Origin of the sequence: Streptomyces caniscabiei (genome assembly GCF_014930365.1) — a bacterium.
GTDB lineage: Bacteria > Actinomycetota > Actinomycetes > Streptomycetales > Streptomycetaceae > Streptomyces > Streptomyces caniscabiei.
Genome location: NZ_JABXWI010000003.1, coordinates 171,012 through 192,615, shown reverse-complemented (window position 1 = coordinate 192,615; position 21,604 = coordinate 171,012). Strand labels below are relative to the sequence as shown.

Genomic DNA, 21,604 nt, shown 5'->3' with positions numbered 1-21,604 from the left:
CCTGCGGGCCCTCGGGGTCCGCGGGGCTCCTCCATGGAATGGAGACAAGCAATGAGCCGCACTTCCCCCCACACGAGCCCCGAAGGGCTCGCTCCCGAGGGCGAGTTGAGCCGCAGAGGTCTGCTGCGGACCGCCGGCGGACTCACCGCCGCCCTCGCGCTGGGTGCCGCCTCCTCCGTCACCACGACGGCGGAGGCGGCCCCGGCCACCTTCACCCACCCCGGCATGCTGCACGTCTACGGCGAACTCAATCGCGCCAAGGTGCGCGTGGCCGCCGGCGACGACCCGTGGCTGTCCGGCTGGAACCGGCTGACCGCCAACTCCCACTCCGCGAGCACCTGGACGCCCAACCCGCAGGCCACGATCATCCGTGGTGGAACGGGCGAGAACTACGGCATCCTCTACAACGACATCCACGCCGCCTACCAGAACGCGCTGCGCTGGAAGATCGCCGGCACCACCGCCCACGGCGACACGGCCGTCCGCATCCTCAACGCCTGGTCGTCGAAGCTCACCACCGTCACCGGCAACGCGGACCGGTTCCTGGCCGCCGGGATCTACGGCTACCAGTTCGCGAACGCCGCCGAACTGATGCGCGGCTACGCCGGGTTCGACCTGAACCGGTTCAAGACGATGATGCTCAACGTCTTCTATCCGCTCAACAACCAGTTCCTGAACAACCACAACGACGCCTGCATCACCAACTACTGGTCCAACTGGGACCTGTGCACCATGAACTCGATCCTCGCGATCGGGATCCTGTGCGACGACGGCGCCAAGTACGACCAGGCCGTGAACTACTTCAAGAACGGCGCGGGCAACGGCGCGATCCGCAAGGCCGTGCCGTTCCTGTACGACAGCCAGGGCCTCGCCCAGTGGCAGGAGTCCGGCCGCGACCAGGGGCACACCATGATGGGCATGGGCCAGATGGGTGCCTTCTGCGAGATGGCCTGGTCCCAGGGCGAGGACCTCTACGGCTACGACAACAACCGGTTCATGAAGGCCGCCCAGTACGTCGCCAAGTACAACCTGGGCGAGGACGTGCCCTTCACCGCCTACACCTGGGGCACCGGGCAGAACTGCGCCCAGCAGACCCACACCGTGATCTCCTCCAGCGGCCGGGGCCAGGTCCGCCCCGTGTGGGACCTCCTGCACTACCACTACGCACGGCGCCGGGGCCTGTCCGTCCCGTACATCACGCGGATGGCGGAGAGCGTCCGCCCTGAAGGAGGCGGCGGCGACTACGGCCCCAACAGCGGCGGCTACGACCAGCTGGGCTTCGGCACCCTGATGTACGCCAAGTAGCCACCGCCCCCGAGCGGCCGTCGTCGCCCGAACGGCCGCTCGGGACCCGGCACGACCGGAATACCGCGCGGGGATGTGGTGCTCTGAGGTGGACGACGGTTCACGAGCGGGCGGCGTGAGGAGCTGGTGCGCGATGACGGCAGACCGGCGAGGTCCCGTGGTCAGGACGCCGTACGGCGACGTACGCGGCGGCTACGAGGCCGTGGACGGCGACGGGACGCGGATCGCGGTGTTCCGGGGCGTCCCGTACGCGGCCCCGCCCTTCGGTCCCCGCCGGTTCCGCCCGCCCGCCCCGCCCGAGCCCTGGCCGGGGGTGCGGGACGCCGTCGCCTTCGGTCCGACGTCTCCGAAGCCGCCGTACTCGGAGGCGTTCGCCCGCTACCTGTCGGACCCCGTCGTCCCGGGCGACGACTGCCTCAACCTGAACGTGTGGACGCCGGAGCCGGGTCACGGGGCCCGGCTGCCGGTCCTGGTCTGGATCCACGGCGGCGCCCTCACCCGGGGCTCGTCGGCGGTCCCCGTCTACGACGGTGCCGCCTTCGCCCGGGACGGGGTGGTGCTGGTCTCCCTCAACTACCGCCTGGGCGTGGAGGGTTACGGCCTCTTCCCGGACGCCCCGGCCAACCTGGGGCTGCGTGACCAGCTGGCCGCGCTGGAGTGGGTGCGGGAGTCGATCGAGGCGTTCGGCGGTGATCCGGACCGGGTGACCCTGGCCGGTCAGTCGGCCGGCGCCATCAGCGTCGGCGCGCTGCTGGCGATGCCCCGCGCCCGGGGGCTGTTCCGCCGTGCCGTGCTGCAGAGCGGGCCGCCGGAGGCCCTGGACCGGGACAAGGTGCGCCGGATGGTCCGCCGGATGGCGAACCGGCTCAAGGTACCGGCGACCGCCGCGGCCTTCGCCGCCGTGGACCGCTCCGCGCTCGCCGAGGCGCAGGCCGAGGTCGGCCGTCTCAGCAGCCCGGTGCTCGGCGGTCCCGCCTTCGGCATCGTCGTCGACGGCGACCTGCTGCCCACCGACCCGCTCCAGGCGCTCACCGAGCACGGCGCGGCCCCGGGGACCGACCTGCTGATGGGCTGGACCCGCGACGAGCACCGGCTCTGGCTCGTCCCCGGCGGCCTCCAGGAACGCGTCGACCGCCTCGGCACGGTCGCGCTGGCCGGTGCCCGGGCCCGCTGCCACTGCGGCCCCGAGGTCCCGCGCGCCTACCGCGACCTGCACCCGGACAAGGGCACCGCCGACCTGGTCGGTCGACTCGTCACCGACCACCTCCTGCGGGTCCCGCTGCACCGGGTGGCGGACGCCCGCCTCGACCAGGCCAGGTCCTACGTCTACGAGTTCGCCTGGTCCTCCGGCGTCCCCGCCCTCGGCGCCTGCCACGCCCTGGAACTCGGCTTCGTCTTCGACACCGGCCACACCCCCGCCTCCGCCAAGCTCGCCGGCGAGCACGCCCCGCGCGACCTGGCCACCGCCCTGCACACCGCCTGGGTCGGCTTCGTGACGGAGGGCACGCCCGGCTGGCCGGCCTGGGACCGCACCCATCCGGTCCGCGTCTTCGACTCCCCGGACGCCGAGCGCGTCGTCCTCGGCCCCTACGACCCCGAACTCGCCCTGTGGGAGGCGGACGCGCGGCGACCGCGCCGGGTCCAGGGCGCCGGCACCTTCGTCACCTCGGGCGGAGGCCCGCTCCCGGCCCTGCGCCGCTTCCGCCGGAGTCCGTGAGGCCGGGCCGCCGGTGCCTGCCTACTCCTGGTCCGCGTCGGGTCCGGCGGTGCCGTCCGCGGGCGTCGGCGGCTTGGTGTGCAGGACCGCGCGGGCCTGCTCGGCGGCGCGGGCGGTGTTCTCGCCGACGAAGTCCAGGAAGCGGGCGACGTTCTCCAGGCGGGCGGCGGCGGGGGTGCCGGTGCCGAGGACGCCGACGCCCTGGCGGGCGATCTCGACGACCTGGGCGATGGCCCGGGCGCTGGCGATCATCGACCGGTACCAGACGTCGTCGTCGACGACGTAGCGCTCCCGGCGGCGTTCGCCCTGCTCCCGGCGGACCATGCCCTGGCCGTCGAGGTAGGTGATCGCCTTCGAGACGGACGCCGGGCTCACCTGGAGCCGCTGGGCCAGTTCGGAGGCGGTGAGACTGCCGCTGTCGGTGAGGGTGAGGCAGGCCATCACCCGGGCCATCATCGCGGGCATGCCCGAGGCGATCATGACGTTGGTGAACGTCTCCTCGTACTCGCGTACGGCCTCGGCGTCCCGGCCGTGGGCCTGCTCGGGGGCCTGGGCCGCCCGGGGCGTGGTCCCGCGGCTCCGGTGGGCGCGGCGTTCGGTGGCGCGGTGGGCCAGGTCGGCGCGGTAGGAGGTGGGGCCGCCGTTGCGCATCACCTCGCGCGTGATCGTCGAGGTCGGGCGTTCCAGGCGTCGGGCGATCTCCGCGTAGGCGAGGCCGTCGGCCAGCCCCAGCGCGATCTGGTGGCGTTCCTGCTGAGTGAGCCTGCCTCCCGGCATCGCTGTTCTCCTTCGTGCTCGGTGGAGCGCCCACCATAGCGTTCGCACCCAATCCATTGCAACGCAACGCACTGAAGCTGTTGCGTTACTTCTCTACCTGTTGCAATGATTTCCTTGCTCTCACCTGCGTTTTCTGCATTTCTTCGCAACGACTATGTTGCTCGATCCTCGAACGCAACGTAGCTTTTCCGTTGTCGGAAACGAAACGCCGAACGAAGAGCCGAAGGAGACACACCATGCAGAAGTTCGACACCCCCGCCCCGATCTCCACCGTCCTGGACATCCCCGCCGGGCGCGTGCGGCTCATCGCCGCCGACCGGGCCGACACCACCGTCGAGGTCCGGCCCGCCGACGCCGCCAAGGGCCGGGACGTCCGGGCCGCCGAGCGGACCACGGTCGACTACAGCGACGGCGTCCTGCGGATCCAGGCCCCGGTGGCGAAGAGCGAGATCCTCGGCCCCTCCGGCAGCCTGGAGGTGACCGTCCAGCTGCCCGCCGGCTCCCATGTCGAGGCCAAGGCGGCCGCCGCCGAGTTCCGCGGCGTCGGACGGCTGGGCGACGTGGCCATCGACGGCGCGCACGGCCTGGTCAAGCTCGACGAGGTGGCCGGCGCCCGGCTGAACCTCCTGGCCGGCGACGCGCTGGTCGGACGCCTGGGCGGCCCCGCCGAGATCACCAGCGGCAAGGGCGACCTGCGCATCACCGAGGCCGTCCGCGGCACCGTCACCCTGCACACCGGGTACGGCGAGATCTCCGTCGGCGCCGCCGCCGACGCCTCGGCCTCCCTGGACGCCGGCACCTCCCACGGCCGGATCCACAACTCGCTCAGGAACACCGGGGACGCCGACGCCCGGCTCGACATCCACGCCACCACCGGCTACGGCGACATCACCGCCCGCAGCCTCTGACCCACGACCTCCGCCCAGCAGCCCGAAGGAGCACTCCCACCATGACCAGCCCGGCCATCGCGGCGAACGGACTGCGCAAGTCCTACGGAGACAAGGTCGTGCTCGACGGCATCGACCTGACCGTCCCCGAGGGGACGATCTTCTCCCTGCTCGGCCCGAACGGGGCCGGCAAGACCACCGCCGTCAAGATCCTCTCCACTCTCGTGCCGCCCGGCCCCGGGTCCGGCGGGATCCGGGTCGGCGGCCACGACCTCGCCGCCGACCCGCAGGCGGTCCGCGCCGCGATCGGTGTCACCGGGCAGTTCTCGGCCGTCGACGGGCTGATCACGGGCGAGGAGAACATGCTCCTCATGGCGGACCTGCACCACCTGCCCAGGAGGGAGGGGCGGCGGGTCGCCGCCGAACTGCTGGAGCGCTTCGACCTCACCGAGGCCGCCGGGAAGCCCGCCTCCACCTACTCGGGCGGCATGAAGCGCCGGCTCGACATCGCCATGACCCTGGTCGGCGACCCGCGCATCATCTTCCTCGACGAGCCGACCACCGGCCTCGACCCGCGCAGCCGCCACAACATGTGGCAGATCATCCGTGAACTGGTCTCCGACGGCGTCACCGTCTTCCTCACCACCCAGTACCTGGAGGAGGCCGACGAACTCGCCGACCGCATCGCGGTCCTGAACAACGGAAAGATCGCCGCCGAGGGCACCGCCGACGAACTGAAGCGGCAGATACCCGGCGGGCACGTCCGCCTCCGCTTCACCGACCCGGGCGCCTACCGCTCCGCCGCCTCCGCGCTGCGCGAGGTCACCCGGGACGACGAGGCCCTCGCCCTGCAGATTCCCAGCGGCGGCACCCAGCGCGAACTGCGCGCCGTCCTCGACCGGTTGGACACCGCCGGCATCGAGGCCGACGAACTCACCGTGCACACCCCCGACCTCGACGACGTGTTCTTCGCCCTGACCGGCACCGACGTCCCCGCCCAGCCGAACCAGTCCGAGGAGACCGTCCGATGAGCGCCCCCCAGGCCACCGCCCGCCCGAGCTCCCTCGCCCTCGCCGTCCGCGACTCCTCCACGATGCTGCGCCGCAACCTCCTGCACGCGCGCCGCTATCCCTCCCTCACCCTCAACCTGCTGCTGACCCCGATCATGCTGCTGCTGCTCTTCGTCTACATCTTCGGCGACGTGATGAGCGCGGGCATCGGCGGCAGCGACCGCTCCGACTACATCGCCTACATCGTCCCGGGCATCCTGATGATGACCATCGGCGGCACCGTCGTCGGGACCGCGGTCTCGGTCGCCACCGACATGAACGAGGGCATCATCGCCCGCTTCCGCACGATGGCGATCCACCGCAGCTCCGTCCTCGTCGGGCATGTCGCCGGCAGCGTGCTGAGCTGCGTCGCCAGCGTGGTGCTCGTCGGCGCCGTGGGCGTCGCCATCGGGTTCCGCTCCGTCGACGCCACCGCCCTGGAGTGGCTGGCTGCGCTCGGCCTGCTCGCCCTGTTCTCCCTGGCGCTCACCTGGATCGCGGTCGGCATGGGCCTGGTCAGCCCGAACGCCGAGGCCGCCGCCAACAGCGCCCAGCCGCTGATCCTCCTGCCCCTCATCTCCAGCGCCTTCATCCCGGCCGACACCATGCCGGGCTGGTTCCGGCCCATCGCCGAGTACCAGCCCTTCACCCCCGCGATCGAGACCCTGCGCGGCCTCCTCCTCGGCACCGAGATCGGCCACAACGGCTGGCTCGCCGTCGCCTGGTGCGTGGGCCTCACGGCCCTCGGCTACTTCTGGGCCACCGCGAAGTACGACAACGACGCGAAGTAGACACCAAGTCCCCGCACCCCGCGCCCCTCCAGGGGCGCGGGGAACTGCGCGATCAGCCCCCACGCACCCGCACCCGGCAAACCACCTCACCCGGGAGACACGACCCCGCCCACCACCCCCACCGATGCACGCACCACCACATGCGTCCCCAGCAACAGGTGCTCGTCCCCAGCGGAGCGCCCCCGCTCCAACGCCGTCCGCACCGCCAGCCGCCCCAGCTCCTCGTACGGCACCCGCACCGTCGTGAGCGGCGGACACAGATCACGCGCGAACGGGATGTCGTCGTAGCCGACGAGGGACACGTCCCCGGGCACCGACACCCCCGCCTCGCGCAGTGCGGTCAGCGCGCCCGCCGCGACCATGTCGGTCGACGCCATCACCGCCGTGAAGTCGAGCCCCTCCTCCAGCGCCCGCCGCATCGACCGGTACCCGGAGTCCCGGGTGAAGTCCCCGGTCAGCCGCAGCGCGGGATCCGTCTCCACACCCCGCGCCCGATGGGCCGCCAGATAGCCACGCTCACGCCCCTGCGCGGTCGTGTGCTCCGGCTTCCCTCCGAGGAACAGGATCCGCCGGTGCCCCTGGGACAGGACGTGCGCGCACAGGGCGTACGCGCCACCCTCGTTGTCGTACTCGATGACAGTGACCGGCGCTCCCGGGTCCAGCGGCGGCCGTCCGCAGAGCACGAGCCGGGACCCGGCGGCCGCCAGCCCGTCGGCGATCCGCGCGGTGCGCGACCGGTACTCGGCGGTGTCCGCGCCGCCGCCGACCAGGATGACGGCGGCGGCCCGCTGCGCCCGCATCGTCTCGATGAAGTCCGCCTCGTGGCCCGCGTCCCCGTCGGTGCTGCACACCAGACAGAGATGGCCGAGCCGGGTCGCCTCGCGCTCCACACCGTGCGCCATCAGCGCGAACGAGGGGCCGGTGATGTCGTCCAGGACGAAGCCGAGGGTGGGGGTGCCGGCCCCGGCGATCGCCTTGGCGCGGGCGTCGGCGACGTAGTCCAGTTCGCGGACGGCACGCAGCACCTGGGTGCGGGTCGCCGCGCTCACGGGGTAGACCCCGCCGAGCACCCGCGACACCGTGGCCGCCGAGACACCGGCCCGCGCGGCGACGTCCCGGATCGTGCTGCGGCCGTCGTCCGCGTTCTTCCTCGTCATGCTGCACCCCACCCAGCCACACGGCACCCCCTCGGTAACCGGTTTCCCCGGAGGGAGGCTAGCAGCGGGCGGCCGGCCGGCGCCCCGGGTCCGTCAGGCCAGGGACTTGGCGATGGCCGCGATCGCCTCCGGGCCCACCCGGCAGCACCCGCCGATCAGCCGGGCCCCGGCCGCCCGCCACCCCTCGACCTGCTCGGTGGTGAACGTCGACCGCCCGGTCCAGGCCCGCGCCGACGCGTCCCAGGTCTCCCCGCTGTTCGGGTACACCACGACGGGCTTGCCGGTGACCCGGACGGCCGTCTCGATCGCGCCGTCCACGTCGTCGGGGGAGCAGCAGTTCACGCCCACCGCGACGACCTCCTCGGCGTCGGCGGCGAGCGCGAAGGCCTCCTCCAGCGGCTGCCCGGCGCGGGTGCGGTCACAGGCGATCGTGTACGACAGCCAGGCGGGCACCTCCAGGCCCCGGACCGCCCGCAGCAGCGCCTCGGCCTCGTCGGTGTCGGGGATCGTCTCCAGCGCGAGGACATCGGGGCGGGCGGCGGCCAGTGCCTCCAGGCGCGGCCGGTGGAACCGCTCCAGCTCGGCCCCGCTCAGCCCGTACCGGCCCCGGTACTCGGAGCCGTCCGCCAGCATCGCCCCGTACGGGCCTACCGAGGCGGCGCTCAGCAGCGGGCGCGTGACGCCCCGCGCCGTGGCCTCGACCGCCGCGTCCACGGCCAACCCGACGCTCAGCGACATGAGTTCGGCCGCCCGCTCGCGCCCGATGCCACGCTTCGCGAAGCCCTCGAAGGTGGCCTGGTAGCTGGAGGTGATCGCCACGCTCGCGCCCGCCTCGTAGTAGGCGAGATGGGCCTCGGTGATCGCCTCCGGCTGCTCCGCGAGCAGCCGCGCCGACCACAGCTCGTCGCTCAGGTCGTGCCCGGCCGACTCCAACTGGTTGGACATGCCGCCGTCGAGGACGAGGACATCGGCGGCGAGGGCCGCCGCGAAGGGGCCGACGCGGGGGCCGGGGACGTGGGGAAGGCTGCCGGGTGCGTTGCTGGTCATGCCGACGACGGTAGTCGAGCGAGGGGCGTGCCCACCCGAGTGTGTCCAGTACATGAACAGATTGACCACCATGTGGACCTCGGCGGTACGATCACGCCCTCCCCGTCCCCACCCCGCCCCATCCCCCGGGAACCGCCATGACCACGATCAGCACCCCCGAGGCCACCGAGCCCGAACCGACCTCGCCCGCCGGCAGGGCCGCCCCGGGTCGCAAGTTCGGGCTCGCCGCGGCCACCGCCCTCGTCATGGGCAACATCATCGGCGGTGGCATCTTCACCCTCCCCGCTGCCGTCGCCCCCTACGGCACGGTCAGCCTGCTCGCCTTCGTCATCCTCTCCGTGGCCGCCGTCCTGCTCGCCCTGCTCTTCGGCAAGCTGGCCCGGCGCAGCCCGGTCACCGGTGGCCTCTACGTCTACCCGCGCGACGCCTTCGGGCCCTTCGCGGGCTTTCTGTCGGCCTGGTCGTACTGGACGATGTGCTGGGTCAGCATCGCCGCGCTCGCCGTCGGTGTCGTCGGCTATGTCGACGTGCTGATACCCCTGGGCGACAGCAAGGTCGCCCTGGCGCTGGTGGCCCTGGCCGCGCTGTGGCTGCCCGCCGCAGCGAACTTCGCGGGCACCCGCTACGTGGGCGCCGTCCAGATCGTCTCCACCGTGCTGAAGTTCGTGCCCCTGCTGCTGGTCGCGACCGTCGGCCTGTTCTTCATCGACACGGACAACTTCGGCCCGTTCAACGCCTCCGGCGAGAGCGCCCCGGGCGCGGTCGCCGCCGCGGCTGCGCTCCTGCTCTACAGCTTCCTGGGCGTCGAGTCGGCCGCCGTCAGCGCGGGCGAGGTCAAGGACCCCGAGCGGAACGTGGGCCGCGCCAGCGTCCTCGGCACCCTCGCCTCCGCAGTGGTCTACATCCTCGGCACGGTCGCCGTGTTCGGCCTCGTCCCGCACAAGCAACTCGTCGAGTCCGGGGCCCCCTTCGCCGACGCGGTGAACTCGATGGCCGGCGGCAGCTGGGGCGGCACGGTGATCGCGCTGGTCGCGGTGGCCTCGATCGTCGGCTGCCTCAACGGCTGGGTCCTGCTCAGCGCCCAGATGCCGTACGCCGCCGCCCGCGACGGCCTCTTCCCGAAGCCGTTCGCCCGGATCGGCAAGGGCGGCGTCCCCTCCTTCGGTGTCCTCGCCACCGCCGTCCTCGGCACGCTCCTCATCGCCGTCAACTACGCGGACGACCCGGACACCGCGTTCCGTGTCCTCGTCCTCATCACCACGTTCACCGGCTGCGTCCCCTACCTGCTGTCCGCCGCCGCCCAGCTGTACTGGCTGGCCCGCGGCACCCGGGAGCGGGTCCGCCCCGCCGGCCTGGTCCGCGACCTGATCGTCGCCGCCCTCTCCTTCGCCTTCTCCTTCTGGCTGATCGCCGGCGCCGGCTACGCGGCCGTCTACCAGGGCGCACTGTTCCTCTTCGCGGGCATCCCGGTGTACGTGTGGCTGCGGGGACGGCAGGAGGAGCCCGAGGTCGAGGCGGACGGCGCCACGGCCTAGGCTCGCCGCCCGGCGGGCGGACGGCCGCTGACCCCCGTACAGCGACCGCCCGCCCGCCGGTGTTCCACCCCGCGCGACGCCCGGCTCAGCCCGTGGCCGCGTGCCGGCCGCCGCCGCGGCGGCGGTTCCTGCGGCGTCTGGTGACCGGCACCAGCAGCCCGGTGAGGCCGCCGAGGGCGAGTGCGTACGGCCACCAGCCGAGGCCGCTGTCGGCGGAGGCGCTCGCGTTCTGGGTACGGGGGTCCTGCGCGCCGGGACCGGAGGCGGGGCCCGCGGCGGCCTTCACGGACGGCGACGGGCCGCCCTTCGCCCGGGTGAGGACGACGTCGTTGCCGTCGCCGCCCTTGTACCCGATCCGGTACGTGGTGTCGGCCAGCTTCACCCTGGCGCCCTCCCGGAGCCCGGTGAACCTCCCGGTGGTCGCGCCCTTGCCGCGATGGTCGATCACGGTGATCGTCTCGCCGGGTCCGCCGACGTCGGCCAGGGCCGCGAAGTCCAGCCCACCGGCCAGCCGCACCGCCCCGCTGACCTTCAACGGCCGCTCCCGCAGCACCAGTTGACCCCGGGCTGTCTGGGTGTAGCCGCCGGTCACGGTGAGGCCGGCGACGACCACACCCGCGTTGGTCACCGCGCCCCGGACCGTGCCCCTGCCGGACAGCGACCTGGTCACCTTCAGCCCGGCGGCGCCCACGTCGAGCTTCGCGCCGGGGGTGGTGAGCCGGACGGTCCTGCTGTGGGCGAGGGTCGCCCCCGAGCGCAGTGCCAGCGTGCCCTTGGTGACGTTGGTCGCCCCGGTGTAGGTCACCGCCGTGCCCGTCAGGGTCGTGGTGGCCCTGCCCGACTGCGTGAGCGAGCCGCTGCCGCCGATCCGCGCCAGCGTCACCGGCTTCGAGACGTTGCGCACGATGAGCGAACCGTCGTTGACCACCTTGGACAGGTCGCCCTTGGTGTAGAGCCCGCCGTCGCCCCCGGCCCTGCCGCTGCCCAGCCGCAGCACCGCGCCCTTCTCGACCGTCGTCGAGCCGTCGTAGTACTGCACGGCGGCGAAGGTGACGTCGTTGCCCTTGGTCCCCGCGATGACGACGTCCCCGGCGCCGGGCGCGGAGAGCGTGTCGTGGAAGCGGCCGCCGCCGATGGGGGCGCCCAGGGTGACGGGCCCGTTGTAGTCGAAGGTGAGCAGGGAACGGGAGCGGGCCGCCAGCAGGTTGATATAGACCGTCTCGGCCGTGCCCGGCATGAAGATCTTGTTCGTCGTCCCGTCGCCCCACTGGACGTTCGCGCCCTTGATGTTGGTGCCGCGCTTGTTGACGTTCTTGTGCGCGGGCGTCCAGTTCAGGGCGGGGTCGCTCAGCGAGGGGTTGGTGTCGCCGCCCCGGTCGGACCAGCTGTACTGGCCGGTGAGGATCACCTTGCTGCCCGGCCGCGACTGGACGTTGATGTCGCTGCCGTACTCGCGCTGGTAGAAGTCCATGCCCTGGGTGACGGTCTGGCCCAGCGGGGTGTCCACGGTCCAGGTGCCCTGGTTGAGGACCTTGCGCGCGTTCGGCAGCGAGGTCGCGAACTCCGGGCGCCCGGCGTTGACCTGGGTGCCGTTGTCGATGACGCCGCTGAAGGGGTGGGTGCCCGACAGGTCCCAGGTGGCCCACAGGAACCTCGGCTGGGTGACCAGGCCGGAGCCGCTGATGGTGCCCAGGTTGTACTGGACGTTCTTCAGCGCGAGCCGCAGGGTGCCGTCGACCCGGATGTTGTTCTGGTTGAGCCGGAACGCCGGGGTGCCGTACGGGTAGTGGCCGATCACCCCGGTCGAGCCGCTGTCGCCGTACTGGAGGGTGGCGCCCTCGGCGACGGTCACGGCGGGCGGGTCCGGGCGGGTGACGGTGACGTAGGGGTGGTTCCCGCCGAGGATCCGCACGCTCTGCCGCTGCCGGGACTTGGGCAGGGTGAAGTCGCTGTCCTTGGTGAGGACCAGCGTGCCGGTGCCGCGCACGGTGAGGGTGCCGGTGCCGCTGAACACACCGTCGTACGTGGTCTTTCCGGACGGCACGGTCACCACCGTGTCCCCGGTGAGGATGACGTTCCGTCCGGCGAGGACGTCGGCGGTGACATCGCGGGGGCCGGCGGCGGTCGCGGTCGGGGCGCCGAGCATCAGGGCGGTGACCGCCAGGGCTCCGGCGGCCGACGCTGTCTTGTGGAGGGGGGTGCGCACGTCATGGGAGACGGTCCGGGTGCGCGCCGATAACAGAAATCTCGTGCCGACCTCCGATCCGGACCCCGGTTCCGTTCCTGTGAGCCCGTGTTCGTCTCGCCCAACCCGTTGACCTCCCCGTAACACGCCTTTACCTTTTCGGCGTTCGGAATGAAAGATCTTGTGCGATATGTCGAACATTTCTGTTTCCTTTTGTTCCCCCCTCCGAGAGGAAGCCACAGCCACATGGGCCGCGACCACACCGTTCCCGAACCCCCGAACCGCCGACTGCTCCTGAAGGGCGCCCTGGCCGCCGGCGCCCTCACGGCGATGCCCGCGACCGCCGCCCACGCGGCCGGTTCCCGGCCGCCCTTCGTCAACCCGCTGGTCCGCAACCGCGCCGACCCGCACATCAACCGGCACACCGACGGCTTCTACTACTTCACGGCGACCGCGCCCGAGTACGACCGGATCATCCTGCGCAGGTCCCGCACGCTGCGCGGGCTGTCGACGGCCGCCGAGTCCGTGATCTGGCGCAAGCACGCCACGGGCGCGATGGGCGCGCACATCTGGGCGCCCGAGATCCACCGCATCGACGGCAAGTGGTACATCTACTTCGCCTCCGCGCCCGCCGAGGACATCTGGGCGATCCGCATCTGGGTCCTGGAGAACTCCCACCGGGACCCGTTCAAGGGCACCTGGGTCGAGCGCGGGCAGCTGAAGACGGCCTGGGAGACCTTCTCCCTGGACGCCACCACCTTCACCCACCGGGGCTCCCGCTATCTCGCGTGGGCGCAGCACGAGCCCGGGATGAACAACAACACCGCGGTCTGGCTCTCGAGGATGGCCGACCCGCTGACCCTGACGGGACCTCAGGTGCGGCTCACCACACCGGAGTTGGACTGGGAGGTCATCGGCTTCAAGGTCAACGAGGGCCCGTCGGTCATCAAACGCAATGGCCGCCTCTTCATGACGTACTCGGCGAGCGCCACCGACTTCAACTACTGCATGGGTCTGCTGACGATCGACGCGGACGCGGACCTCATGGACCCGGCCAACTGGTCGAAGTCCCCGACACCGGTCTTCACCAGCAACGACACCACCAAGCAGTACGGGCCGGGCCACAACAGCTTCACCGTCGCCGAGGACGGTTGCACCGACGTCCTCGTCTACCACGCCCGGCAGTACAAGGACATCGTCGGCGACCCGCTCAACGACCCCAACCGTCACACCCGGATCCAGCGCCTGGGCTGGAAGCCAGACGGCACCCCCGACTTCGGCGTCCCCGTCGCCGACTCGCCCACCCCGAACGCCCGGTAAGGAGAGCTGAGATGAGACGTGCGTACGCGACACTCCTCGCGCTCTGTCTGGCGCTGGCAGGCGCCCTCGTCACGGCCGGCCCCGCGCAGGCGGCGCCGCAGACCATCACCAACGGCACCCAGTTCACCGACAGCGGCGGCAACCCCCTGCACGCCCACGGCGGCGGCGTCATCAAGGTCGGCACCTACTACTACTGGTTCGGCGAGAACCGCAACGCCGACAACACCTTCCGGTACGTCTCGGCCTACCGCTCCACGGACCTGAAGAACTGGGAGTTCCGCAACCACGTCCTGACCGAGGCCACCGACCCGGAGCTGGCGACCGCCAACATCGAGCGCCCGAAGGTCATGTACAACGCGGCCACCGGCAAGTTCGTGATGTGGATGCACAAGGAGAACGGCGTCGACTACAGCGAGGCCCGCGCGGCCGTCGCCGTCTCCGACACCGTCGACGGGAACTACACCTGGCGGGGCAGCTTCCGCCCGCTGGGCCAGCACATGTCCCGTGACATCACCACGTTCGTGGACAGCGACGGAACCGGCTACATGATCTCGGCGGCCCGCGAGAACTACGACCTCCAGATCTACCGCCTCACCGCCGACTACACGGGCGTCGCCGCCCTCGTCGCCGACCCCTGGCACGGCGGCCACCGCGAGGCCCCGGCCCTGTTCAAGCGGGGCAACGTCTACTTCATGCTGACCTCGGGCGCCACGGGCTGGAACCCCAACCAGCAGCAGTACGCCACCGCCACCAACATCGCGGGCCCCTGGACCGCCATGGCCAACGTCGGCGACTCCACGACCTTCGGTTCGCAGACCGCCTACGTCCTGCCGGTGCAGGGCACGTCGACGACCTCCTACCTGTACATGGGCGACCGCTGGGGCAACTCCATCGGCGGCACGGTCAACGACTCCCGCTACGTCTGGCTGCCGCTGACCTTCCCGACCTCCACCACGATGTCCATGTCCTGGACCCCGGAGGTCACGATCGACACGGCCACCGGCACGATCAGCGGCGCCGGCGCCACGTACAACACGCTGATCGCCCGCCACTCGTCCAAGTGCGCCGACGTCACCAGCCAGTCGCAGTGGGCGGGAGCCCAGATCAAGCAGTACGCCTGCAACGGCGGCAACAACCAGAAGTACTGGTTCAAGTCCGTCGGCAGCGGCTACTACCAGCTGATGACCCGGCACAGCTCCCTGTGCGTCCAGGAGAACGCCAACACGGTCACCCAGGAGAACTGCAACTCCTCCAACACCGCCCAGCAGTTCTCGCTCACCACCACCGGCTCCTACGTGAACGTCAAGTCCCGCGCGTCCGGCGAATGCCTGGACGTCAACGGCGCGTCCACCGCCGACGGTGCCGCGATCATCACGTACACGTGCAACAGCGGCACCAACCAGCAGTGGACGCGCGGAACATGACGGTCAATCAGCTCAGCAGGTCGATCGCGTCGATCGCCGTCCCCGCACTGAGGTAGGAGGTCGTCCCCGAACCGCTCACCACGTTGATCTTCAGCACGTTGTACTGACTCGTGTCCGCCAGCCAGGCGGACGCCGGGACGCTGTAGGTGAACGTGTGGTTGTTGCCCCGGTAGGACCCGTTGGTCAGGGACCGCGTGTTCGGCTGGGTGGGCGGGGAGGGGATGGCCGAGGTCCAGGTGTCGTTCACGACGACCTGCGGCCGGCCGTTGGCGTAGGCCGTCGTCACCCCGATGCGCAGGGTGTGGGCGGCTGCGGCCTGCGCGGCGGTCAGCCGGAAGTAGACGAGGAGACCGCTGTTCACGTCCTTCCAGAGGTAGCAGGGGAAGGCCGAGGTCTCGGTCCCGCTGCCGATCACCACGTTGCCGGTCCAGGCGGCCGCCCGGGTGTCCGACGGATGCGCGTACGTCATCAGGTCGGCGTTCTTGAACCCGCTCGGCGTGCCGTTCCAGTCGTTGATCCGCCAGATCGTGGACGCGTTCGACGGGTCGTTGGTGGACGGGATCGCGATCGAGTTCAGCGTCGTCGCCCCGCCCGCCGAGACCGTCACCGAGGTCGTGTACACCGCCAGCTCGCCCTTGAAGACCGTGAGGGTGTACGTCCCCGGGAGCACCCCGGAGACGGAGAAGAAGCCGTCCGACGCCCGTGCCGAACCCCAGTACTGCGCTGCCGAGTTGGCGAGCCCCACCGTGTACGCGTACGCCGTGTTCCGCCCGGTGATGCCGACACCCGCCACCCGGCCCCGGCCGCTCGCGGAGACGTACCCGGACAGGCCCAGCGAGTCCGCCCACGGGGTGGTCAGGGTGCCCGGGAACAGCGAGGAGGAGGGCGCCCCGCCGTCCGTGAAGGCGATGACGTACGGGCCCTGGAGGCCGAACCGCTGCTCCTCGGTCTGGTTCTGGCCGTAGTACAGGATCTCGTAGAGGCCGCCGCCGTCCGCGCTCTGGTGGCGCAGCAGGGAGCGGTAGAAGGGGCCGCCGGAGGCCTTCTCGTGGTTGCTGCGGACCACCCACAGACCGACGCCGTTCGCCGACCAGCCCACGTAGTCGTAGTCCATGACGCGGAGTCTGGAGAAGTGCTTCGAGCGGGTCTGGCCGTCGGACTTGCTGAACACGTCCGAGGCTTCGATGGTCGTGGGCGCGTAGGTGTAGGAGTCGGGCTGGTCGTTGAGGAACAGGCCCGCCTTCACCCGCACGATGAAGCGGGTCGCGGAGACCGAGGTGTCGGCCTTGTTGGTCCACAGGTAGACGTTGTTCTCGCCGCTGCGGGCCGCGTAGTAGTGCCTGATCGTGCCGTAGGCGACGGAGACGAGGATCGTCGAGCCGGACTGCCTGATGGTGACGGTGGAGGTGCCGAGGCCGGACTCGATGTGCGAGTTCATGCCGCCGTAACCCTGGTACTCCACGCCCCGGTAGACCAGCGACGACAGGTCGCCGTTGCTCTTCCTGACCTTGAACACCAGGTTCGCGCCGGTGTCGATCACGTAGTTGGTGCCGTCGTCGGTGTAGCCGAAGGTCGCGGCGCGGGCGGTGCCGGCCAGCGGCCCGGCGAGCGCGGCGGCGGTGGCGGTGGCGGCGGTGCCGACGACGAAGCCGCGTCGGCCGAGCGTCGGGCGGTCGGGGGATCCGGACATGGGGGTGCCTCCTCGGAGGTGCGTGGGGGGAGTGCGGGTGATTCGGAAGAGTGACAGTTGAATCGTTTTCGCGAAAGGGCTTTCGCGAGGAGGAAGTTGACAATCTTGTGAAAGTGGGCCGACATCTAGAAAGCGCTTGCCAAACGATGTACCGTCCAGCCGCCGGGTCATGTCACCCCTGTGAGGAGCCGCAATGAGACGTTTCACCGTCGCCGCACTGACGGCGGCCGCGACCCTGGGCACCGTCCTGGCGGCCGCGCCGGCCGAGGCGCACCGGGGCCGCCCCGCGCTGGGCCTGGAGAACTGCGCCGCGAACGCCTGCCACTTCGACGTCCCGGACGGCACGTACGACGTCACGGTCCGCCTCGGCGGGCAGGACGCGGCGAGCACGAAGATCACCGGCGAGACGCGCCGCACGCTGCTCGCCGAGACGGCCACGGAGGCCGGGGACACCGTCCTCCGCAGCTTCACCGTGAACGTCCGCACCCCCGAGGGCGAGCCGACCGGCCCGGCCGGCACCCCCGGCCTCGACCTGGCCGTCGGCGGTTCCGCGCCCGCGCTGGCCGACATCCGGGTGACCCCCGCGAAGCGGGCCCGCCAGATCTTCCTCGTCGGTGACTCCACGGTCTGCGACCAGCCCGGCGACCCCTACTCCGGCTGGGGCCAGCAGCTCCCGCAGTACCTCCGCAAGGGCGTCTCGGTCGCCAACTACGCCGACTCCGGCGAGAGCACGGTGTCCTACCTGGCCGACTCCCGGCTGTGGGCCACCGTCCAGCCGCAGATCCGCCGGGGCGACCTGGTGCTGATCCAGCTGGCCCACAACGACAAGCAGACCGACGAGGCCACGTACCGGGCCAACCTGGAGACGCTGGTCGCGGGTGTCCGCGAGAAGGGCGGCCGGCCCGTCCTGGTCACCCCGATCGTCCGCCGCTGGTTCAACTCCGACGGCACGCTCAACAACGGCACGGCCCTGCTGGTGAACGGGCTGGGCGTGGACCACCCGGCGGTCACGCGTGAGGTCGCGGCGGCGGGGGACGTGCCGCTGATCGACCTCACCGCCGGGACGAAGGCGCTGGTGGAGTCGCTGGGGACGGAGGGGTCCAAGGCGCTGTACCTGTACAACGAGAAGCGCGACAACACCCATACGTCCGTGCACGGGGCGACGGTCTACGCCGGGCTCGTCCGTGACGGACTCGTCGCCCTGGGGCTGGTGCCGGAGGGGAAGACCAGGGTGGGATAGACGCCTGGGGCGCCCCGACCGGAACCGGGGCGCCTCAGGTTTTGCCGGAACGGGAGGTGTGTTGTCGGGTGCGGGTCGGTGGGGCTTCTCGCGCAGTTCCCCGCGCCCCTGAAAAGCAGGGGCTGCGCCCCGTGCTTTTCACCCCGCAGCCCCGTCGCCTTTCAGGCCCGCAGCCCCGTCGCCCTTCAGGCCCGCAGGGCCGTGGGCTTTCAGGCCCGCAGGGGCCTGGTCTTTTAGGGGCGCGGGGAACTGCGCGAGAAGCCCCACCGGACCCGCACCCGACAACTCACCCCAGCCGCCCTCTCCCTCTCTCCTCCCCCCGGTCAGAAAGCGCAGCGCCATGCACACCCAGCCCCAGGACGACCGCACCCTCAGCCCATACACCGGCTACACCCGCGCCCACTGGGAGTCCGCGGCCGACTCCCTGCTGACCGCCGTGGAGCCGTACGCCACGGCCGACGGGGCCCTCTACCACCTGCCCGGCGACCGCTCCAGCTGGTCCGGCCGGCTCTCCGACGGTCTGGAGGGATACGCCCGCACCCTCCTGCTCGCCGCGTTCCGCCGGGACGAGACCGCGCTGGCCCGCTACGCCGACGGCCTGGCCGCCGGCGTGTCCGGCGTCTGGCCGCGCATCGAGGACCGTAGCCAGCCCCTCGTCGAGGCCGCCTCCATCGCCTTCGCACTGCGCGTGACCCGCAAGGAACTCTGGGACCGCCTCGACGACGGCGTCCGACAGCGCGCGGCGGCCTGGCTCGGCGACGCGCTCACCGCCGAACCGTGGCCCTGCAACTGGGAGCTGTTCCCGGTGACCGTCGGCGGCTTCCTCGAAGAGATCGGGTACGAACCGGAGCTGTCCCGCCGTGTCGTCGAGCAGCGCCTCGACCGGATCGAGCAGTGGTACCTCGGCGACGGCTGGTACACCGACGGCGACGGCCGCAAGTTCGACTACTACAACGGCTGGGCCATGCACCTCTACCCGGTGCTGCACGCCTGGCTCGCGAAGGACGACCACCTCCTCGCCCGTTACGGCGACCGCCTCGCCACCCATCTCGACGACTACGCCCGCCTGTTCGGCGGCGACGGCGCCCCCCTCCACCAGGGCCGCTCCCTCACCTACCGCTTCGCGACGACCGTCCCGCTCTGGCTCGGCGCCCTCACCGGCCGTACGCCGCTGTCGCCGGGGCAGACGCGGCGGCTGGCCTCGGGCGCGCTGAAGTACTTCCTCGACCGGGGCGCGGTCGACGACCGGGGCCTGCTGTCGCTGGGCTGGCACGGCCCGGACCCCGACGTCCTGCAAGGCTATTCGGGCCCCGCCTCCCCGTACTGGGCCAGCAAGGGCTTCCTCGGCCTGCTCCTGCCGCCCGACCACGAGGTGTGGACGGCGACGGAGGAGCCGGGACCGGTGGAACAGGAGGACGAGCTGCGTCCCCTCGGCCCGCCCAACTGGCTTCTGCAGTCGACCCGTACGGACGGCCTGGTCCGCCTCCACAACCACGGCAGCGAGGACGTCCGCTACGACCCCTTCTACACCCGGCTCGCCTACTCGACGGTGACGCGACCCGTGCCCCTGGCGGCGCTGGCGGCGACGTACGACAACAGCGTGATCGTCGGCGGCGACGCGAGCCGTGTCGACATCGAGCCGCTGGGCGTGGGGGAGGGGTGGGCCGCGTCCCGGCACGCGGTCGGCGACAGCGGTGTCCGGGTCACCGGCCTCGTCGTGGCCCGGGGCGCGGTCGAGGTCCGTGCCCAGTTGGTGAGCGGCGCGGCGCCCGGCACCCCGGTGCGGATCACGGGGTGGGCGGCGGCGGAGGGCGTACGGGCCGAACTCGCGCCCGCGCACGGCCTGTCGGAGACCGGCGGCCCCGGATGCGAGGGCACGACGGCCGGGGACGCCACCCTCTTCGTCGCGCTCGCCCGCCTCACCGCCGACCCCGACCCCCTGCCGCTCACGGAGCTGGTCTCCGTGACGGTGGAGGGCGGTCACGACGTGGTCGTGACCTGGGCCGACGGCGAGCGGGCGGCATTCCGGTTCGACCGCGGCGCTACGGCTTCAGACGAGCGATCCGCAGCGTCTTCGTGGTCGGTGACGCCCCGGTGAGGGCGGTCGTGTAGGACGGGGTGACGGGCGCGTACGCCCAGGCCAGCGTCCCGTCCTTCAGGACGGCGATGTCACCGGAGATACGCGCCTTCACCACCTTGTCCGCGCCCTGGAGCTTGCCGTTCCAGTCCACGAGCCGGAAGTGGGTGCCCGTGAAGGTGCCGGTGCAGGTACCGCTCGCGCACTTGGCGTTCTTCAGGGTCTCGTAGGAGACGAGGAGCCGGTCCTTGCCGTACGGGGCGACGCGCACGTTGACGTGCTCGGTGCCCTTGGCGGAGGTCAGGTAGACCGGCTTGCCCGAGGGGGTGTTCCGGTTCTTGAGGAACGCCAGGGCGACCTGGTGGGTGCTGGTCCTCGGCTTGACCGTCCAGCCCCGCCCGCTGGAGTCGTCCGGGTTCTTCTTGGCGGATGCCGCGCCCCGTGAGGCGAACGCGGTGGCGTAGCGGCCGGTGGAGGACTTCACCAGGTCGCCGGTGCGGCCCGCGAAGGTGCCGCCGCAGTAACCGGCCCAGCACTGCTCACGCTGGACGACGGGCGCGTTGTCGGGGGCGCCTATGCCGGTGGAGACGAACAGGCCGGACCGCCAGTCGTCGAAGCAGAGGGAGGTGAAGTTCCCGCTGGTCTCGGCGCGCAGGGCTATGCCCTCGTTGTGGGAGCAGCCCCAGCCCCAGCCGCCGCTCAGCTTCTTGCCGGTGGAGCCGACGTAGGCGAGCTTGTCGCCGAAGTGGCCGTCGGCGAAGCCGCCCGCGCCGTGCACCACGAAGTAGGCGCCGTACTTCTTGCCGTTCCAGGCGAGCTGGCCGTCGAGCAGCGGGGCCGTGTCGTCGGAGGAGGCGCCGGTGAGCTTGGTCCGCCAGGCCTGCTTGCCGTTCTTGTAGCGGACGAGCGCGGCGGCGGTCTCCTTCCACTTGTTGGTGTCGGCGACCCGGGTCAGCAGAGCGAACCCGTCGTTGTGCGCGACGAGGCCCCCGACCTCCTTCGTCCCCTTGACGACCGTGTCCGCGCCGGAGCGCTTGCCGACCGCCGTCAGCGGCGTGACATGGATGCCGTCCGAGGCCGGCCAGGCGACCCGCAGGGTCCCGTTCGGCGCGACGGCCGTCGCCGTCCGCGTCCACTCCCGGCTGTTGTTGTAGCCCGCCGAGAGATAGGGGAACTTCGCCGGCAGGCTCACGGTCGTGTTCGTGACGGTGAGATCACCGGCCGCCGAGGGGGCCGAGGGCGCCGCCCCGGCGGTCGCGTACCAGGCCCCCGCCAGCACGGACGCGGCCACGAGCGACCCGATGACGGGCTTGCGCGCGAGATGGCGACGACGGTGTCTGGGCGGGGCGGAGGGTGAGGGTGTTGCAGGTGTCATGCCTTGAGGTCGCCGCCGAAGGGCACGA

At 71.6% G+C, this 21,604-nt stretch carries 16 protein-coding genes; 10 read left to right on the top strand and 6 right to left on the bottom strand.

Translation table 11 applies throughout. The annotated features are described in order from the left end of the window. Positions 1-51: 51 nt before the first annotated feature. Both HW837_RS09240 and HW837_RS09235 read left to right on the top strand, forming a co-directional pair. Entirely contained in the window at positions 52-1,305 is a 1,254-nt protein-coding gene (locus tag HW837_RS09240; RefSeq protein WP_193381016.1) for an alginate lyase family protein, read from the top strand. 133 nt (positions 1,306-1,438) lie between these two features. Continuing rightward, positions 1,439-3,022, top strand: a complete 1,584-nt coding sequence (locus tag HW837_RS09235) for a carboxylesterase/lipase family protein (RefSeq protein ID WP_045559749.1) — start codon at positions 1,439-1,441, stop codon at positions 3,020-3,022. Positions 3,023-3,043: 21 nt separating this feature from the next. On the opposite strand, the gene HW837_RS09230 is transcribed toward HW837_RS09235, so the two are convergent. Beyond that, positions 3,044-3,799 carry a GbsR/MarR family transcriptional regulator gene (locus tag HW837_RS09230; RefSeq protein WP_045559748.1) on the bottom strand — a complete coding sequence of 252 codons (756 nt, stop codon included), beginning with the start codon at positions 3,797-3,799 and terminating at the stop codon, positions 3,044-3,046. 236 nt (positions 3,800-4,035) lie between these two features. On the opposite strand from HW837_RS09230, the gene HW837_RS09225 reads away from it, so the two are divergent. From HW837_RS09225 to HW837_RS09215, 3 genes are read left to right on the top strand one after another with little or no spacing between them, the layout of a single operon-like run. Next, entirely contained in the window at positions 4,036-4,707 is a 672-nt protein-coding gene (locus HW837_RS09225) for a DUF4097 family beta strand repeat-containing protein (protein ID WP_045559747.1), read from the top strand. Between the two features lie 41 nt (positions 4,708-4,748). Then, positions 4,749-5,717, top strand: coding sequence for an ATP-binding cassette domain-containing protein (locus HW837_RS09220; protein WP_093791460.1), 969 nt, complete (start codon positions 4,749-4,751; stop codon positions 5,715-5,717). Continuing rightward, a complete protein-coding gene (locus tag HW837_RS09215) occupies positions 5,714-6,526 on the top strand; it encodes an ABC transporter permease (protein ID WP_045559745.1) in 813 nt (270 codons plus the stop codon). The genes HW837_RS09220 and HW837_RS09215 overlap by 4 nt, the downstream gene beginning before the upstream one ends. A gap of 86 nt (positions 6,527-6,612) precedes the next feature. Here HW837_RS09215 and HW837_RS09210 read toward each other — a convergent pair whose 3' ends face one another. Both HW837_RS09210 and mmuM read right to left on the bottom strand, forming a co-directional pair. Further along, positions 6,613-7,683 carry a LacI family DNA-binding transcriptional regulator gene (locus HW837_RS09210; protein WP_193381015.1) on the bottom strand — a complete coding sequence of 357 codons (1,071 nt, stop codon included), beginning with the start codon at positions 7,681-7,683 and terminating at the stop codon, positions 6,613-6,615. Between the two features lie 93 nt (positions 7,684-7,776). Next, the gene (gene mmuM / locus HW837_RS09205; RefSeq protein WP_193381014.1) at positions 7,777-8,730 is read right to left on the bottom strand and encodes a homocysteine S-methyltransferase; all 954 of its coding nucleotides are present in this window, start codon (positions 8,728-8,730) and stop codon (positions 7,777-7,779) included. A 137-nt stretch (positions 8,731-8,867) separates the two neighbouring features. On the opposite strand from mmuM, the gene HW837_RS09200 reads away from it, so the two are divergent. After that, positions 8,868-10,265: an amino acid permease gene (locus HW837_RS09200; protein WP_193381013.1), complete on the top strand. Its 1,398-nt coding sequence runs from the start codon at positions 8,868-8,870 to the stop codon at positions 10,263-10,265. Positions 10,266-10,350: 85 nt separating this feature from the next. Here HW837_RS09200 and HW837_RS09195 read toward each other — a convergent pair whose 3' ends face one another. Beyond that, positions 10,351-12,411: an autotransporter gene (locus tag HW837_RS09195; RefSeq protein ID WP_196789030.1), complete on the bottom strand. Its 2,061-nt coding sequence runs from the start codon at positions 12,409-12,411 to the stop codon at positions 10,351-10,353. A gap of 285 nt (positions 12,412-12,696) precedes the next feature. Between HW837_RS09195 and HW837_RS09190 the strand changes: the two genes are divergently transcribed. Together HW837_RS09190 and HW837_RS09185 are read left to right on the top strand one after the other, a co-directional pair. Continuing rightward, positions 12,697-13,770 (top strand): glycoside hydrolase family 43 protein, encoded by a 1,074-nt coding sequence (locus tag HW837_RS09190; protein WP_045559741.1) that lies wholly within the window; start codon positions 12,697-12,699, stop codon positions 13,768-13,770. A gap of 11 nt (positions 13,771-13,781) precedes the next feature. Beyond that, the gene (locus HW837_RS09185; protein ID WP_045559740.1) at positions 13,782-15,194 is read left to right on the top strand and encodes an RICIN domain-containing protein; all 1,413 of its coding nucleotides are present in this window, start codon (positions 13,782-13,784) and stop codon (positions 15,192-15,194) included. Positions 15,195-15,201: 7 nt separating this feature from the next. Here the strand turns inward: HW837_RS09185 and HW837_RS09180 are convergent, their stop codons facing one another. Next, positions 15,202-16,884, bottom strand: coding sequence for a rhamnogalacturonan lyase B N-terminal domain-containing protein (locus HW837_RS09180; protein ID WP_193381011.1), 1,683 nt, complete (start codon positions 16,882-16,884; stop codon positions 15,202-15,204). 193 nt (positions 16,885-17,077) lie between these two features. On the opposite strand from HW837_RS09180, the gene HW837_RS09175 reads away from it, so the two are divergent. Both HW837_RS09175 and HW837_RS09170 read left to right on the top strand, forming a co-directional pair. Continuing rightward, the gene (locus HW837_RS09175) at positions 17,078-18,124 is read left to right on the top strand and encodes a rhamnogalacturonan acetylesterase (RefSeq protein ID WP_193381010.1); all 1,047 of its coding nucleotides are present in this window, start codon (positions 17,078-17,080) and stop codon (positions 18,122-18,124) included. Positions 18,125-18,464: 340 nt separating this feature from the next. Continuing rightward, positions 18,465-20,222, top strand: coding sequence for a DUF2264 domain-containing protein (locus HW837_RS09170; RefSeq protein ID WP_193381009.1), 1,758 nt, complete (start codon positions 18,465-18,467; stop codon positions 20,220-20,222). Here HW837_RS09170 and HW837_RS09165 read toward each other — a convergent pair. Then, positions 20,167-21,576 (bottom strand): hypothetical protein, encoded by a 1,410-nt coding sequence (locus HW837_RS09165; protein ID WP_093791452.1) that lies wholly within the window; start codon positions 21,574-21,576, stop codon positions 20,167-20,169. The two genes, HW837_RS09170 and HW837_RS09165, sit on opposite strands and share 56 nt — an antisense overlap. Positions 21,577-21,604: the final 28 nt, after the last annotated feature.